Source organism: Pseudomonas putida (genome assembly GCF_022627325.1).
Taxonomy (GTDB): domain Bacteria; phylum Pseudomonadota; class Gammaproteobacteria; order Pseudomonadales; family Pseudomonadaceae; genus Aquipseudomonas; species Aquipseudomonas putida_X.
The window spans coordinates 300235-316346 of record NZ_JAETZZ010000003.1 but is presented as its reverse complement, the minus strand read 5'-3'; the positions used below and the strand labels follow the sequence as shown (position 1 = coordinate 316346).

The 16112-nt window shown below is 62.8% G+C and carries 15 protein-coding genes; 9 read left to right on the top strand and 6 right to left on the bottom strand.

Annotated features, from left to right (window positions below; translation table 11 throughout):
• Position 1: 1 nt before the first annotated feature.
• A complete protein-coding gene (locus JNA92_RS07175; protein WP_241804049.1) occupies positions 2-388 on the top strand; it encodes an MAPEG family protein in 387 nt (128 codons plus the stop codon).
• Between the two features lie 48 nt (positions 389-436).
• Here the strand turns inward: JNA92_RS07175 and mltA are convergent, their stop codons facing one another.
• The gene (mltA, locus tag JNA92_RS07170) at positions 437-1588 is read right to left on the bottom strand and encodes a murein transglycosylase A (protein WP_241804048.1); all 1152 of its coding nucleotides are present in this window, start codon (positions 1586-1588) and stop codon (positions 437-439) included.
• A 115-nt stretch (positions 1589-1703) separates the two neighbouring features.
• Here mltA and JNA92_RS07165 point away from each other — a divergent pair, with 115 nt between their 5' ends.
• Positions 1704-2150, top strand: coding sequence for a c-type cytochrome (locus JNA92_RS07165; RefSeq protein ID WP_241804047.1), 447 nt, complete (start codon positions 1704-1706; stop codon positions 2148-2150).
• Positions 2151-2206: 56 nt separating this feature from the next.
• On the opposite strand, the gene JNA92_RS07160 is transcribed toward JNA92_RS07165, so the two are convergent.
• From JNA92_RS07160 to JNA92_RS07140, 5 genes are all read right to left on the bottom strand, one after another.
• On the bottom strand, positions 2207-2602 hold the full coding sequence (locus JNA92_RS07160; RefSeq protein ID WP_241804046.1) for a DUF1090 domain-containing protein: 396 nt from the start codon (positions 2600-2602) through the stop codon (positions 2207-2209).
• Positions 2603-2729: 127 nt separating this feature from the next.
• The gene (locus JNA92_RS07155; RefSeq protein WP_241804045.1) at positions 2730-3125 is read right to left on the bottom strand and encodes a DUF1090 domain-containing protein; all 396 of its coding nucleotides are present in this window, start codon (positions 3123-3125) and stop codon (positions 2730-2732) included.
• 132 nt (positions 3126-3257) lie between these two features.
• Positions 3258-4961, bottom strand: a complete 1704-nt coding sequence (ligB, locus tag JNA92_RS07150; protein ID WP_241804044.1) for an NAD-dependent DNA ligase LigB — start codon at positions 4959-4961, stop codon at positions 3258-3260.
• A gap of 166 nt (positions 4962-5127) precedes the next feature.
• On the bottom strand, positions 5128-6318 hold the full coding sequence (gene metK, locus JNA92_RS07145) for a methionine adenosyltransferase (protein WP_012312441.1): 1191 nt from the start codon (positions 6316-6318) through the stop codon (positions 5128-5130).
• Between the two features lie 19 nt (positions 6319-6337).
• Positions 6338-7330, bottom strand: a complete 993-nt coding sequence (locus tag JNA92_RS07140) for an ArsR/SmtB family transcription factor (RefSeq protein ID WP_241804043.1) — start codon at positions 7328-7330, stop codon at positions 6338-6340.
• 226 nt (positions 7331-7556) lie between these two features.
• Between JNA92_RS07140 and tkt the strand changes: the two genes are divergently transcribed.
• The 7 genes from tkt to JNA92_RS07105 all read left to right on the top strand — a co-directional run bounded on the left by tkt (position 7557) and on the right by JNA92_RS07105 (position 16110).
• A complete protein-coding gene (gene tkt / locus JNA92_RS07135; RefSeq protein ID WP_241804042.1) occupies positions 7557-9554 on the top strand; it encodes a transketolase in 1998 nt (665 codons plus the stop codon).
• 189 nt (positions 9555-9743) lie between these two features.
• Positions 9744-10805 carry an erythrose-4-phosphate dehydrogenase gene (gene epd / locus JNA92_RS07130; RefSeq protein WP_241804041.1) on the top strand — a complete coding sequence of 354 codons (1062 nt, stop codon included), beginning with the start codon at positions 9744-9746 and terminating at the stop codon, positions 10803-10805.
• Between the two features lie 12 nt (positions 10806-10817).
• Positions 10818-11981 (top strand): phosphoglycerate kinase, encoded by a 1164-nt coding sequence (locus JNA92_RS07125; protein WP_241804040.1) that lies wholly within the window; start codon positions 10818-10820, stop codon positions 11979-11981.
• A gap of 32 nt (positions 11982-12013) precedes the next feature.
• Positions 12014-12232 (top strand): hypothetical protein, encoded by a 219-nt coding sequence (locus JNA92_RS07120; RefSeq protein WP_241804039.1) that lies wholly within the window; start codon positions 12014-12016, stop codon positions 12230-12232.
• 64 nt (positions 12233-12296) lie between these two features.
• On the top strand, positions 12297-12626 hold the full coding sequence (locus JNA92_RS07115) for an MliC family protein (RefSeq protein ID WP_241804038.1): 330 nt from the start codon (positions 12297-12299) through the stop codon (positions 12624-12626).
• Positions 12627-12727: 101 nt separating this feature from the next.
• On the top strand, positions 12728-13792 hold the full coding sequence (fba, locus tag JNA92_RS07110) for a class II fructose-bisphosphate aldolase (RefSeq protein WP_008093958.1): 1065 nt from the start codon (positions 12728-12730) through the stop codon (positions 13790-13792).
• Positions 13793-13989: 197 nt separating this feature from the next.
• Entirely contained in the window at positions 13990-16110 is a 2121-nt protein-coding gene (locus tag JNA92_RS07105) for a putative bifunctional diguanylate cyclase/phosphodiesterase (RefSeq protein WP_241804037.1), read from the top strand.
• Positions 16111-16112 lie beyond the last annotated feature (2 nt).

The following is a 16112-nucleotide window of genomic DNA, read 5'->3' as shown; positions in this document are numbered from 1 at the left end:
CATGACCGTTGCCCTGTGGTGCATCCTGATCGCATTGTTCCTACCACCGCTCTGCGCCTTGATCGCCAAGGTGAGCAGTGGCCGCTTCGGCTTGAAGGACAATCACGACCCGCGCGCCTTCCTCGACACATTGTCGGGCCTGCCACGGCGTGCCCATGCCGCGCAGCAGAACAGCTATGAAGCGTTCCCGGCGTTTGCCGCGGCGGTGCTGGTGGCCGATATCGTCGGCAATGCCGAGCAGGTGACGCAGGACGTGCTTGGGGTCTTGTACATCACCAGCCGGCTGCTCTACATCATCTGCTATCTGGCCGACTGGGCGGCATTGCGCTCGCTGGTGTGGTTCACCGGGGTGGCGCTGATCGTGTCGTTCTTCGTTGTCTCAGCCTGAAGCCGGCTGCACTTCTCGCGGCTAAACCGCGAGCAGTGCAGCCATCGGTCAAAGGACTTTAGGCACGTCAGGCAGCGGCTTGCCTTTTGGCCAGAGCATCCATATCTGGCCCTGCTGCTTCATGTTCCCTGCCAGTTCGCCGGCCTCAGGCCCGGTGCCCCAGAATAGATCCGCACGAACTTCGCCTGTAATCGCGCCACCCGTATCCTGAGCGCCCACCGGCCGCACCACCGGTGTGCCGTCCGGGCGCGTGGTGGACAGCCAAAGCAGGCTGCCCAGTGGAATGACCTTGCGATCGATGGCCACGCTGTAGCCCGCGGTGAGGGGTACGTTCAATGAACCGCGCGGGCCTTCGTTGCTGGCGGGGCGGGTGCTGAAGAACACATAACTGGGGTTGCTCGCCAGCAATTCAGGCACCCGCTGCGGATTGGCCTCAGCCCAGGCATGGATGGCGCCCATGCTCACGTCTTCCTTCTTCAATTGGCCTTGCTCGATCAGCCAGCGACCGATCGGCCGGTACGGGTGCCCGTTCTGGTCGGCGTAGCCCAGGCGCAATTGACTGCCATCTTCCAGCTGTACCCGGCCTGAACCCTGGATCTGCAGAAACTGCAGGTCCATCGGGTCGGTCAGCCATGCCAGTACCGGTGCCTTGACGCCGTCCCGGTAGATCACTTCAGCGGTGTCATAGGGCTTGAGTACGCGGCCATCGAGGCGACCTCGCAGGCGCTTGCCCTTCAGTTCCGGGTAAACGCTGGCCAGGTCGACCACGATCATGTCATCCGGGATGCCGTACACCGGTACCTGAGCCGCGTCGGTGCGCGTCAGGCTGCCGGGGTAGACCGGTTCGTAGTAACCGGTGATCAAGCCATTGGCATTGTTCTCGGCCGAGCGCAGGCCATAGACCTGTAATTGCGCCTGCAGGAACGCGCGCACTTGGGTCGCCTCCAGGGCAATGGGCTGTGCTGCTTCGCACGTGGCGGCCCATACCGGGTCCCGCTTGAGTTTTTCACAACCAGTGCGCCAGGCGTTGAAACCTGCGAGCAGGTCGCTGTCGCTGACGCTGGGCAGGTCATCCCAGGCCGCAGGGGTGTAGGTAGCGACGGCGTGGGGTTCAGGCTTGGCGGTTTCGCCGCCGTTGCAGCCGGCCAGCAAGGCCAGGGCCGGCAGCGCCCAGGCGAGATGGCGCAGAGCAGATTTCATGGTTGCATCCTTGGAGGGCAGCAGGTGGTTTCTGCCCGTAGTGTTCGTAAGGGTATTGGTCTTTGCACGGCAGGCGAGGATACTGTTGGCCCTTTCCTCTGCCAATGTGACCGTGATGTTCAAATGTTTCACCGCCATCCTGCTGGTCAGCCTGTCCCTGGTAGCCTGCGACCGTGTCGATCCTAACTCACCCCTGGGGCAGCGCAAGGCGATCTTCAAGCAGATGCTCAAGACCAGCGAGGACATGGGGGGCATGTTGCGCGGGCGGTTGCCGTTCGATGGCGAGAAATTTTCAGCGGGTGCGGTGAAGCTCGATAGCCTGGCCCATGCGCCATGGCAGCATTTTCCGCAGGTAAAGGATGCTGGCGACAGCAGTGCGCGGCCCGAGGTCTGGGAGCGCCAGGCGCGCTTTCATGACTTGGCGCAAGCGTTGGAAGGGGTGACGGGCGAGTTGCTGGCGGTAACACGCAAGCAGCCGCTGGATGCGGCGATGCTCAAGGCACCTATGGACAAGGTAGAGGCAGCCTGCAAGGCGTGCCATACAGAGTTCCGTAATCATTGATGCGCCAGCCGGTGGTCTGCAGGCTGCTGGCTGGCGCACGGAACTGAAGCCTCAGATCACTTGGCCAATTCGGCTTTGGCGTCTTCGAGTTCTGCTTTGGATTCGGCCAGTTTCTGTTCACGCTTGGCGATTTTGCTGGGATCGCCTTTCGCCTGTGCCTGCTTCAGGTCTGCTTCGCGCTCCTGGACCTCTGCTTCGGCTTTGCGCACTTTCTGTTCACGCTCTTCTTTCAAGCCAGCATCGGTGCAGTGCTCGGTGTTCTCCTGCAGGGCCTTTTCCAGGCCGCGAATCTCACCCGAGTTATTGTGCGCCCGGGCATATTGCAGCTGGTTTTCGATAGCGCTGCGCTTGGCGGCGCATCCGGTCAGGCCAGGCGTCGGCTGTGCTGCTTGGGCGGCGGCTGCGCTCAAGCCCAGAACAGCCAGCATGACTACGGAAGAAACGACTTTCATGGGAGCCTCCTTGTAGGGGCATATGGCAGTAAGCGCTGCAATGGTGCCCATTCCCCAATACCTAGTGAACCCTTCGGTGGGTAACTTCAGAAAAGTCCTACAAGCCAAGTTGACTGGAAACTGGCTGTCAACGCTCCAGATCGTCGACGGCCTCTTGCAACTCCTTTTTCGCCTCGGCAAGTTTGTCCTTGCGCTTGTTGATGCGCTCCGGGTCGCCCTTTTTCATGGCCTTGTCCAGGTCCTTGGTGCGCTGGTTGACCTCGTGCCGGGCCTCGAGCACTTTCTGTTCGCGCTCTTTACGCAAGCCGGCCTCGGTGCAGTTCGCGTCAACTTCGCTCAGGGCTTTTTCCAGGCCGGCTTGCTGCTCGCTGTTGTTGTCAGCCTTGGCCTGTTCGATCTGTTCGCTGATTGCCTTACGCTTGGCGGCGCAGCCGGTCAGGCCTGTTTGTTCTTCGGTGGGCTGCGCGGCGTGAGCCGACAGAGCGAACGTTACCAGCAGAAAAAGGGTAGAAATACGCTTCATCAAAAAGCCTCCTGAACGGGGCGGGGCAGCAAAAAGTGGGGAAATCCTGCCTTGGTTTTGCCGATTTTTAAACCCTTGGTGGTTTTTTCAGGCTGAGATTGGCGAACATTCCGCGTACGCCTTGCCCATGAACTATTGCGAACCAAGGTCCGCTGCCCCGTCAAAACCATCGATCCCACGTGCCCCCAGTGCAGCGGCTATCCGTTGTACCTGTTCGTGATTGAAAAAGTTCGCGAGCTGATTGGCCCGTGTTGCGCCAATGCCCGGCAGGGCTTGCCAATCGCGGGCAGACCGGCTGGCCAGCCTCTGCCAGTTCTCGTCCTGTGGCACCTGGCCTGGCGCCGGTACGCCCAACCCTTTGCGCCACTGAGCGAAAGGCCTGTCGCGACCGCTCTCGAAGCTACGTTGAAGCTGCACGGCGGTTTTCCCGCTGATGCCCGGCACCGATAGCAGTTGCTGGGCATCGAGCGTCAACCAGTCCGTCAGCGATGTCACCAGCCCTGCCTGCACCAGCCGCGTCCAGGTGCCCTTGCCGGTGCCTGGCATGGCCAGCCCCTGCTTGCCAGTGAGCCAGACGAGGCGGGCGATGAACTGCTCGTGGCAGCCATCGCTGGCTTGCCAGCAACTGTGTGGGCCGTACCGCTGCGCTTCAGGTACAGGCAATGCCTGGCGCTCGACGGCGTGGTGAACCACTTGCTCGAAGCGTGGAATGGTCAGGCCGGCGAGGCTGATCGCAACCTGATCGCCTGGGCGAATGTCGAGTGCCTGCCAGCGAGCAAGGGACCCAAGGCTGACCTGGCTGATCCGGCGATCATCCAATGTGACCGGTTTGAGCCTGAGCAAGGGCGTGACTTTGCCCGTGCGGCCGATCAGAAAGCGCACCTCTCGGACCTCTGCCAGCGCTTGGGCGAAGGGGTATTTCCAGGCGGCGATCCAATAGGGGGCGTTGGCCTGCCAGCGGTCGGCTGGGGGGCGGGAGTCCTGTCGCAGAATCACGCCGTCGGTGGCGAAAGGCAGCGGTGAGCGATACCAGTGCAGGCGCCAGTGGCTAGCCTCCTCGGGGGTGGCGATAGAGGTGCTGAAATGCTGACTGTCGGTGAACCCCCAGGCCGCAAGCTGTGTGAGGCGCTCGCCCTGGTTGTCCGGCCCGTGCGGCCAGTCCCAGACGAACAGGCCGACGCTCGCACCCCGTTCAGGGCCAAGCTGCTTGCGCGCCAGCATCCCGGCCACGGTCCCACGCGCGTTGCTGCTGCCTGCTTGAGCTTGCACGTGCGCTTGCAGACGCAGGTACAACTCGCCTTGCAGTACGACGTCCCGTGGCTCAGGCAATTGCCCAGTGATATTGCCCAGGTCCTTGATGTGGCGGCTCCAGTCATGCCCTTGCAGGCCATCACCACGGCTGAGCAGCTGTACCAGCCGGCCTTGGCGGTAGACCAGTGTAACCGCCACGCCATCGACCTTCGGCTGCATCCACACGCCCTTCTTGCCGGCCATCCAGCGTGCAACGGCAGCTGCGTCGGGGAGCTTTTCGACGCCGGTGTGGGCCACGGGGTGGGCAATGGGGCCGCGTGCGCTGGCCAGCGGGCTTGGGCCTGTGGATGGCTGGCCAAAGCACTGTTGCAGGTGCAGCAGGTGGTGCCGGGCCTGGTCGTAGAGCTCATCGGCCACCAGCGCTTTACCCTGGCGGTGGTAGTGGTCGTCCCAGTTGGCCAGGGTTGCGCGAAGTTGTGCCATTTCGGTTCTGGCTTGCTGGGCACTCCAGTCCGGACAGTGGCCGGCTTGAGCGGTGGACGTGTGCAGCAGCAACAGGGCTGCGAGGCGCGGGAACAGTGACATGGCCAGCATCCTTGCGTGGCGGAGTGGAGTGTTCAGGCTAGGCAAGCGGGGCGCAGGTCGGCGGGTTCAGTTGTCAGGTGATGTGTCGCGGGGGGCGATGGCATGGGGTACAAAAAAGCCCCTGCCGATCACTCGGCAAGGGCTTCGATTTACCGCGGCAGGCTGATTACAGGCCGGCAGCGTCACGCAGCGACTGGGCGCGGTCGGTGCGTTCCCAGGTGAAGGTGGTGAAGGTGTCGTCGCCGACAGTCTTCTGCTGCGGGGTACGGCCGAAGTGTCCGTAGGCAGCGGTTTCCTGGTACATCGGATGCAGCAGGTCGAGCATCTTGGTGATGGCATACGGGCGCAGGTCGAAGCACTCACGCACCAGCTGGATGATCTTGTCGTCCGAGACCTTGCCGGTACCGAAGGTGTTGATCGAGATGGAGGTCGGCTGGGCTACGCCGATGGCGTAGGACACCTGGATCTCGCAACGTTCGGCCAGGCCGGCGGCGACGATGTTCTTGGCCACGTAACGGCCGGCGTAGGCAGCAGAACGGTCGACCTTGGACGGGTCCTTGCCGGAGAACGCGCCACCACCGTGGCGGGCCATGCCGCCGTAGGAGTCAACGATGATCTTGCGGCCGGTCAGGCCACAGTCACCTACCGGGCCACCGATGATGAAGTTACCGGTCGGGTTGATGTGGTACTGGGTGTCCTTGTGCAGCAGTTCGGCAGGCAGGGTGTGCTTGACGATCAGCTCCATCACGGCTTCCTGCAGGTCTTTTTGCGAGACCTCAGGGTTGTGCTGGGTCGACAGCACCACCGCGTCGATGCCCACTACCTTACCGTTTTCATAGCGGCAGGTGACCTGGGACTTGGCGTCCGGGCGCAGCCAAGGCAGCAGCCCGGATTTGCGCGCTTCGGCCTGGCGCTCGACCAGGCGGTGCGAGAAGCAGATCGGCGCCGGCATCAGCACGTCGGTTTCGTTGCTGGCGTAACCGAACATCAGGCCCTGGTCACCGGCGCCCTGGTCTTCCGGCTTGGAGCGGTCCACGCCCTGGGCGATGTCCACCGACTGTTTGCCGATGATGTTCATCACGGCGCAGGTAGCGCCGTCGAAGCCGACGTCGGAGCTGTTGTAGCCGATGTCGATGATGACTTTGCGCACCAGCTCTTCCAGGTCGACCCAGGCTGACGTGGTGACTTCGCCGGCGATGATGGCGACACCGGTCTTGACCAGGGTTTCACACGCCACGCGGGCGTATTTGTCCTGGGTGATGATGGCATCCAGGACCGCATCCGAAATCTGGTCGGCGATCTTGTCCGGATGCCCTTCGGACACGGACTCGGAGGTGAAAAGGGAGTATTCGCTCATCTCGACGGGTTCCTAAAATTTACCGATGGTGTGTGTCGCCAGCCGTCCGCTGAAAATGGCGGACCTGTATCTGGAAACCGTTACGCAAGCCCACATAGAGGCTGTCCCCCGGGGCCAGCCCGGCAGCGTTGGCCCAACGGGCCAGGTCGTCCTGTTCAAAACCAAGCCAGAGATCGCCGCAGGCTTCCCGCGCCCAACCCTGATCATGGCTGCACAGTTCGGTGACCAGCAGGCTGCCGCCTGCCTTCACCCGTTTGGCCAAAAGGCGCAGGGCCAGGGCCGGGTCGCTGAAATGGTGCAGGACCATGTTCAGCACAACGCAGTCGGCTTCCACATCCGTTGCACCCAGTGCATCGGCCAACTGCAGGTTTACATTATCCAGGCGTTCGCGTTCGCAGACCTGGCGCGCCAGCTCGAGCATGGTCGGGCTGTTGTCCATGGCTGTGACGCAGGCAAAGCGCCGGGCCAGGTCGGGCAGGAAGCCGCCGTCGCCGGGGCCGACTTCCAGCGCGCTGGCCGTCGGCTGGAAATTCAGTGTGTCGAGCAGCGCCAGCAGGCTTTCGCGGTACTGCGGCAGGCCGGCGATCAGGTCCTGCTGGGCGCGGAACTTTTCTTCCACGCGCAGGAAAAAGTCCTGGCTGGTGGCGGCGCGGCGTTGCTGCACCTGGGCGATGCGCGCCTGCACGTCCAGCGGCAGTGTCAGGTCGTCGACCTCTTCGAGCAGCGCGGTATGCAGGCGGCCGCCCAGCCGTTGGCTGTCGGGCAGGGCCCTGCGGTAGAAAATCGCATTGCCTTCGCGGCGTGTAGCCACCAACTCGGCCTGGGCCAGAACCTTGAGGTGGTGGCTCATGCCCGACTGCCCGATGTCGAAGATCTGTGCCAGCTCCAGGACGCCGAACGAATCGCTGGCCAGGGCGCGCAGGACATTCAGGCGCAGTTCGTCGCCACTGGCTTTGCACAGGGCTGCCAATGTGTCGCTTCGCTGAGGGATCGGTCGCGTACGCAGGTTCATGACGCGGCAGTCTAGACAGGCATCGTTGCCCTAGCAAGGCCAATATCAAAAAGTTTTGATATTGGCGATGAGCTGCAGGAAATAGAGCCTTGCGCGCTCGGGTCCGCTTTCTCTCGCTGATTAAAGCGTGCCGCTGGCCGCTTAAATGTTTGCCCCCAGCCCCCCAGTGGGGGAAAATGGCCGCCTTTTTCGTTACACCACCTATTCAAGCCCCAGGAGATAAGCGATGCCCAGCCGTCGTGAACGTGCCAACGCCATTCGTGCCCTCAGCATGGATGCCGTGCAAAAGGCCAACAGCGGCCACCCAGGTGCCCCCATGGGCATGGCGGATATCGCCGAAGTGCTTTGGCGCGACTATCTGAAGCACAACCCGAGCAACCCGAGCTTCGCCGACCGTGACCGCTTCGTGCTGTCCAACGGCCACGGCTCGATGCTGATCTATTCGTTGCTGCACCTGACCGGCTACGACGTCACCATTGACGACCTCAAGTCGTTCCGTCAGCTGCATAGCCGTACCCCGGGCCACCCCGAGTTCGGCTACACCCCGGGTGTGGAAACCACCACCGGCCCGCTGGGCCAGGGTTTGGCCAATGCCGTGGGCTTTGCCTTGGCTGAGAAAGTGCTGGGTGCCCAGTTCAACCGTGAAGGCCACAACATCGTCGACCACAACACCTACGTGTTCCTCGGCGACGGCTGCATGATGGAAGGCATCTCCCACGAAGTCGCCTCGCTGGCCGGCACCCTGGGCCTGAACAAGCTGGTCGCCTTCTATGACGACAACGGCATCTCCATCGACGGTGAAGTGGAAGGCTGGTTCACCGACGACACGCCCAAGCGCTTCGAGGCCTACAACTGGCTGGTGATCCGCAACGTCAACGGCCACGACGCCGACGAGATCCGCACCGCCATCGAGACTGCGCGCAAGAGCGACCGTCCGACCCTGATCTGCTGCAAGACCATCATCGGTTTCGGCTCGCCCAACAAGCAGGGCAAGGAAGACTGCCACGGTGCTCCGCTGGGCAACGACGAAATCGCCCTGGCCCGCAAGGAACTGAACTGGAACCACGCGCCGTTCGAAGTGCCTGCCGACATCTACGCCGAATGGGACGCCAAAGAAGCAGGCGCCAAGGCTGAAGCCGAGTGGAACAAGCGTTTCGATGCCTATGCCGCCGCCTTCCCGGAGCTGGCCAGCGAACTCAAGCGCCGTCTGAGCGGTGACCTGCCGGCCGACTTCTCCGAAAAGGCCGCTGCCTACATCGCTGAAGTCGCTGCCAAGGGCGAGACCATCGCCAGCCGCAAGGCCAGCCAGAACACCCTGAACGCCTTCGGCCCACTGCTGCCGGAATTCCTTGGCGGCTCGGCCGACCTCGCCGGCTCCAACCTGACCCTATGGAAGGGTTGCAAGGGTGTGGACGCCAACGACGCCAGCGGCAACTACGTGTTCTACGGCGTGCGCGAATTCGGCATGACCGCGATCATGAACGGCGTCGCCCTGCACGGCGGCCTGGTGCCTTACGGCGCGACGTTCCTGATGTTCATGGAGTACGCCCGTAACGCTGTGCGCATGTCCGCCCTGATGAAACAGCGCGTCATCCATGTGTACACCCACGACTCCATCGGCCTGGGCGAAGACGGCCCGACCCACCAACCGATCGAGCAACTGACCAGCCTGCGCAGCACGCCGAACCTGGACACCTGGCGCCCGGCCGACGCAGTCGAGTCGGCTGTGTCCTGGAAGCACGCCCTGGAGCGCAAGGACGGCCCTTCGGCGCTGATCTTCTCGCGCCAGAACCTGCAGCATCAGCAGCGCGACGCCCAGCAGATCGCCGATATCGCCCGCGGCGGTTACGTGCTCAAGGACTGCGCCGGCGAGCCTGAGCTGATCCTGATCGCCACCGGCTCGGAAGTGGGCCTGGCTGTTCAGGCGTTCGACAAGCTGAGCGAGCAGGGCCGCAAGGTGCGTGTCGTGTCGATGCCGAGCACCAGCGTGTTCGACGCCCAGGATGCGGCCTACAAGCAGTCGGTACTGCCGCTGGAAGTGGGTGCACGTATCGCCATCGAAGCGGCTCACGCCGACTTCTGGTACAAGTACGTCGGCCTCGAAGGCCGTGTCATCGGCATGACCACTTACGGCGAGTCGGCTCCGGCCAGCGCACTGTTCGAAGAATTCGGCTTCACCCTGGAAAATATTCTGGGTACTGCCGAAGAGCTGCTGGAAGACTGATGTAACCACGGAGGGCGGTGACGCCCTCCAGGTCGTGTAGGGGAGGGCTTTGCCCTCCATCGCGATGCAAGGCCGCTGCTACAGTTACCGCGCAGACTCGATGCTGGCGAGGGAACTGCAGAAGCGGCCTTGTGCCGCGATGGGCCGCAACGCCGCCCCAACAGCCACCCTGCGTTAGCGAGCCCACCCATGCCTCACCCGCGTCCCTTCAAAGTTGCACTCAACGGTTACGGCCGCATCGGCCGCTGTGTCCTGCGCGCACTGTTTGAGCGTGGGGCAAAGGCGGGCTTCGACATCGTTGCGTTGAACGACCTGGCCGACCAGGCCAGCGTGGAATACCTGACACGCTTCGACTCCACTCACGGCCGATTCCCCGGCGATGTGAAGGTCGACGGCGACTGTCTGCATATCAATGGCGACTGCGTGAAGGTCCTGCGCAGCGCCACCCCCGAGGGCGTCGACTGGGCCGCCCTGGACATCGACCTGGTGCTGGAGTGTTCCGGCGCCTATCACACCCGTGCCGATGGTCAGCGCTTTCTCGATGCCGGTGCGCCGCGGGTGCTGTTTTCGCAGCCCATGGCCAGCGAGGCCGATGTGGATGCAACGGTGGTCTACGGCATCAACCAGGCTTGCCTGACCGGCGCCGAGCGGCTTGTGTCCAACGCCTCCTGTACCACCAACTGTGGCGTACCGCTGCTGCGGGTGCTGGACCAGGCGTTCGGCATCGAGTACGTGCAGATCACCACCATTCACTCGGCGATGAACGACCAGCCGGTGATCGACGCCTACCATCATGAGGATCTGCGCCGCACGCGCTCGGCTTTCCAGTCGGTGATCCCGGTGTCCACGGGGCTGGCGCGTGGTATCGAGCGCTTGCTGCCGGAACTTGCCGGGCGAATACAGGCCAAAGCGGTACGCGTGCCGACCGTCAACGTGTCGTGCCTTGACATCACCCTGCAGACCGGCCGTGACACCACTGCCGCTGAAGTCAATCGGGTGCTGCGCGAGGCGGCGCTGGATGGCCCGCTCAAAGGCTTGCTGGCTTACACCGAATTGCCCCACGCCAGCTGTGATTTCAACCATGACCCGCATTCGGCGATCGTCGATGCCAGCCAGACACGCGTCTCGGGCCCCCGCCTGGTGAACCTGCTGGCCTGGTTCGACAACGAATGGGGTTTTGCCAACCGTATGCTCGACGTTGCCGAACATTATCTGCACGTCGTCCACCCAACCCGCACCAAACAGCCCTGAAGGACTGCATTCATGACCGTGTTGAAGATGACCGACCTCGACCTGCAAGGTAAACGCGTACTGATCCGCGAAGACCTCAACGTGCCTGTGAAGGACGGTGTGGTAACCAGCGACGCGCGTATCCTGGCTGCGCTGCCGACCATCAAGCTGGCCTTGGAGAAGGGCGCGGCGGTGATGGTCTGCTCGCACCTGGGCCGCCCTACCGAAGGTGAGTTCTCGGCCGAAAACAGCCTCAAGCCGGTTGCCGATTACCTGAGCAAGGCCCTGGGCCGCGACGTTGCGCTGGTCGCCGACTACCTCGATGGCATCGAGGTCAAGGCTGGTGACCTGGTGCTGTTCGAGAACGTTCGCTTCAACAAGGGTGAGAAGAAGAACGCCGACGAACTGGCGCAGAAGTACGCGGCCCTGTGCGACGTTTTCGTCATGGACGCCTTCGGTACCGCTCACCGTGCCGAAGGCTCCACCCATGGCGTGGCCAAGTTCGCCAAGGTCGCTGCGGCTGGCCCGCTGCTGGCCGCCGAGCTGGACGCCCTGGGCAAGGCCCTGAAGGCACCGGCCAAACCCATGGCCGCCATCGTTGCCGGCTCCAAGGTGTCCACCAAACTGGACGTTCTGAACAGCCTGAGCTCGGTTTGCGACCAGTTGATCGTAGGTGGCGGCATCGCCAACACCTTCCTGGCCGCCGCCGGCCACCCGGTGGGCAAGTCGCTGTATGAGCCTGACCTGGTGGACACCGCCAAGGCCATCGCCGCCAAGGTCAGCGTACCGCTGCCAGTCGACGTGGTGGTGGCCAAGGCGTTTGCCGAGAGCGCCGAGGCCACCGTCAAGGCCATCGCCGACGTGGCTGCTGACGACATGATCCTGGACATCGGGCCACAGACTGCGGCCAACTTCGCCGAACTGCTGAAATCGTCGAAAACCATCCTGTGGAACGGCCCGGTCGGTGTGTTCGAGTTCGACCAGTTCGGCAACGGCACCCAGGTACTGGCCAAGGCCATCGCCGAAAGCGCCGCATTCTCCATCGCCGGTGGTGGCGATACCCTGGCGGCCATCGACAAATATGGCGTCAGCGCCGAGATCTCCTACATTTCTACCGGTGGCGGTGCATTCCTCGAATTCGTCGAAGGCAAGGTACTGCCGGCGGTGGCGATTCTGGAAGAGCGGGCAAAAGCCTGACAATGGCGGCGCCTGGCAAAGGGAGCGACCTGATGGTCAAGCAATTGCCTGTGATCTTGCTGGCGGGTTTGCTGAGCGCATGCTCCAGCAGCCCGCCCTCGGACAACGATCCGGCGCAGCCGCCCAAAGGCGGGTGCTACCAGTCTGAGTGGCAGGCCGAGACCGTGCCGGTAATCAGCAAGCGCGTGGGCCCGGAAGGCCTGGAAAAGTATGACGAAGACCACCAGCGCAAGGCGCCTGGCTGCCCATGAACCGATGCGCTTCGTCGGTGCAGGCAACCAAGTGGCCGTTGTGTGGTCATCTAGAGGATATGCAATGAAAGCGCTGATGGCCTTGATGGCCCTGGCGACACTGGCAGGATGCTCGCTGCTGCAGCCGGCGCAACCCGCCCCGGCAGCCACCTGGACCCGCTGGGTCTGTGACAGCCAGAACGAAGTGCTATGGCGCTTCGCCGATGCACAACAGGATTCGGTCGACGTGCGCCTTGGCGGCGGCGACCAGGTCTACCGGCTCAAGGCCGAGCCCAGTGCCTCGGGTGCGATGTACAGCGATGGTGTACTGGCCTTCCATACCAAGGGCGAGGAAGGCCTGGTGTACTGGGTGGCAACCAACGATCTGATTGGGCGGGGCTGCAAGGCACCGTGACTGGCCGGGCCGCACGGGTGGCCCACACTACTTGAACAGCAACCGCCCCTGCGGCAGGCTTGCACGAAACAAAACGACGCTTGTCGGGAGAGAGATACACAATGGCACTCATTAGCATGCGCCAGATGCTGGACCACGCCGCCGAGTTCGGTTACGGCGTTCCAGCTTTCAACGTCAACAACCTCGAGCAGATGCGCGCCATCATGGAAGCGGCCGACAAGACCGACTCCCCAGTGATCGTCCAGGCTTCTGCCGGTGCCCGCAAATACGCTGGCGCGCCATTCCTGCGTCACCTGATCCTGGCCGCCATCGAAGAATTCCCGCACATCCCTGTGTGCATGCACCAGGACCACGGCACCAGCCCTGACGTGTGCCAGCGTTCGATCCAGCTGGGCTTCAGCTCGGTCATGATGGACGGCTCGCTGGGTGAAGACGGCAAGACCCCGACTGACTACGAGTACAACGTCCGTGTCACTCAACAGACTGTCGCCATGGCGCACGCCTGCGGTGTTTCGGTCGAGGGCGAGCTGGGCTGCCTGGGTTCGCTGGAAACCGGCATGGCCGGTGAAGAAGACGGCATCGGCGCCGAAGGCGTGCTGGACCACAGCCAAATGCTCACCGACCCGGAAGAAGCCGCGGATTTCGTCAAGAAAACCCAGGTGGATGCCCTGGCCATCGCCATCGGCACCAGCCACGGTGCCTACAAGTTCACCAAGCCGCCGACCGGTGACGTGCTGGCGATCGACCGCATCAAGGAAATCCACAAGCGCATCCCCAACACTCACCTGGTGATGCACGGTTCTTCCTCGGTACCGCAGGAGTGGCTGGCGATCATCAACCAGTACGGCGGCGACATCAAAGAAACCTACGGCGTACCGGTCGAAGAAATCGTTGAAGGCATCAAGCACGGCGTGCGCAAGGTCAACATCGATACCGACCTGCGTCTGGCTTCCACCGGTGCCATGCGCCGCCTGATGGCGCAGAACCCAAGCGAGTTCGACCCGCGCAAGTTCTTCGGCGAAACCGTCAAAGCCATGCGCGATGTCTGTATCGCTCGTTACGAAGCCTTCGGCACCGCCGGCAATGCCTCGAAGATCAAGCCGATCTCCCTGGAAGGCATGTTCCAGCGTTACCTGAAAGGTGAGTTGGCCGCCAAGGTCAACTGATCACAGGCCGCCACGCAAAAACCCGCAGAAATGCGGGTTTTTTTATGGGCCAATGGCCAGCAAACAACCGTTAGTCGACTACCCTTACATTTAGTCATTGATAGCGTTCTGATTGCATTGCGCGTTACGCACTCGCGTCTAGAGTGTTTAATCGGATCCAATTGCAAGTCGAAGTCGGTCATAAAAGAGAAAGCAGCATGGATGGCGCTTACCCTCAACCACCGGATGGCAACTCGGTTCTCCTGGTGGTGGACGATTACCCTGAGAACCTCATAAGCATGCGCGCCTTGCTGGCCCGCACAGATTGGCAGGTGCTGACCGCAGGTTCAGGGATGGAAGCCTTGAGCGCCTTGCTGGAGCACGAAGTCGACCTTGTGCTGCTCGACGTGCAGATGCCGGAAATGGACGGTTTCGAGGTTGCCCGGCTGATGCGTGGCAGCCACCGGACCAAGCTGACTCCGATCATTTTCCTCACCGCCAACGAGCAGTCCGATGCCGCCGTGCTCAAGGGCTATGCCAGCGGTGCGGTGGACTACCTGTTCAAGCCGTTCGACCCGCAGATCCTCAAGCCCAAGGTGCAGGCGCAGCTGGACCAGCAGCGCAACCGGCGCATGCTGCAACGCTTGACGCGCGAACTGGAGGCAGCCAGGGCGTTCAATGCGTCCATCCTGGAAAATGCCGCCGAAGGTATTCTGGTGGTCGACGCTCACGGCAGCATCAGCTTTGCCAACCCGGCGATCTCGCGCTTGCTCGATGCCCCGGTCGAGCAATTGCAGGGCGCGCAGTTGCTTGGCTTGCTGCAACTGCCCAATGCCACCGTATGGAGCGAATCGGATTTTCATCACGCCTACCAGTCGCGGCAGATTTTCCGTGTACACGATGCTCACCTGCGCACGTCAGGCGGCCACCTGGTGCCGGTAGCCTTGTCCTGCGCGCCGCTGCCGGCTGATCAGCAGGCGATGGTGGTGACGGTGCTGGACATGTCGGTAGTGCGTAATTTGCACCAGCAGCTCGAATACCAGGCGGTCACCGACCCGCTCACCGGCCTGCTCAACCGCCGAGGGTTCTATCAGGCAGCTGAAAGTGTGCTGCTGCGCAATGAACGCTCGGACAAGACGCAGGCTTTGATGTACATGGACCTGGATGGCTTCAAACGGATCAATGATTCGCTCGGCCACGATGCCGGGGACCGGGTACTGGGTTGGGTTGCCGAGCAGCTCAAGGACTGCCTGGGCAGTGAGGCGCTGCTGGCACGCATGGGCGGAGACGAGTTCACTGCGCTGTTCGATGGCCTGCCGTATCCGGAACAAGCCGGCCGCTTTGCCGAGCAACTGCTTGAGCGTGTATCCGTTCAGCGGCAGGTGGCCGGCCTGGATGTATCCCTGGGTGTCAGCATCGGTATTGCCACCTACCCGGACTGCGGTGCCACGGTCGAAGGCCTGTTGCGTGCCGCCGATGCGGCGATGTATGCGGCCAAGCAAGCTGGGCGCGGGCAGTACCGTTTCTACGACCAGGAGCTCAATGGCCGGGCGCGTTCACGGTTGATGCTCGAGGACAGTGTGCGCGACGCGGTCGAGTCGCAAGGTTTCAACATGGTGTACCAACCCCAGGTCGCTTTCGCCGACGGGCATCTGCGCGGTTTCGAAGCCCTGCTGCGCTGGCAGCACCCCAGTGTTGGCGATGTACCGCCGGGCTTGTTCATCCCCTTGCTGGAGGAGGCGCGACTGATAACGCGCCTGGCCAGCTGGATCTACCGCCAGGGCGCGGCGCAGCGCCAGGCCTGGTGTGAGCGTTTTGCGCCGGACCTGGTGCTGGGTATCAGCCTGAGCCGAGCCCAGTTCGCCATGCCTGGGCTGGTCGATGAGTTGCAGCGGGTGATAGAGGATTACCAGCTCAACCCGGCGCAGCTGGAAGTGGAAGTCGCCGAGACCTCACTGATGTACAACATCGACGCGGCGATCAAGCAGATCCACCGCCTGCGCGAGCTGGGCGTGCGCGTGGCGCTGGACGACTTTGGTGCTGGCGACTGCTCGCTGCGCATGCTGCGCGACCTGCCTATCGACACCTTGAAGTTGGACCGTCACCTGGTGGCGCGCCTGCCCGATTCGGCGGCGGATGCCGCCCTGGTGCGCAGCGTCATCGGCCTGTGCGCCGATTACAATGTCACGGTCATCGCCGAGGGCGTGGAAACAGCGGCCCAGGCCACTTGGCTCAAGGCAAACGGTTGCGCCTACGTGCAGGGCTTCCTTGTCGCCCGCCCGATGACCGCCGCCGATGCCAGCGGCTTTCCGGCAATTTTTCCCTGGCCGGCGCCCTGATT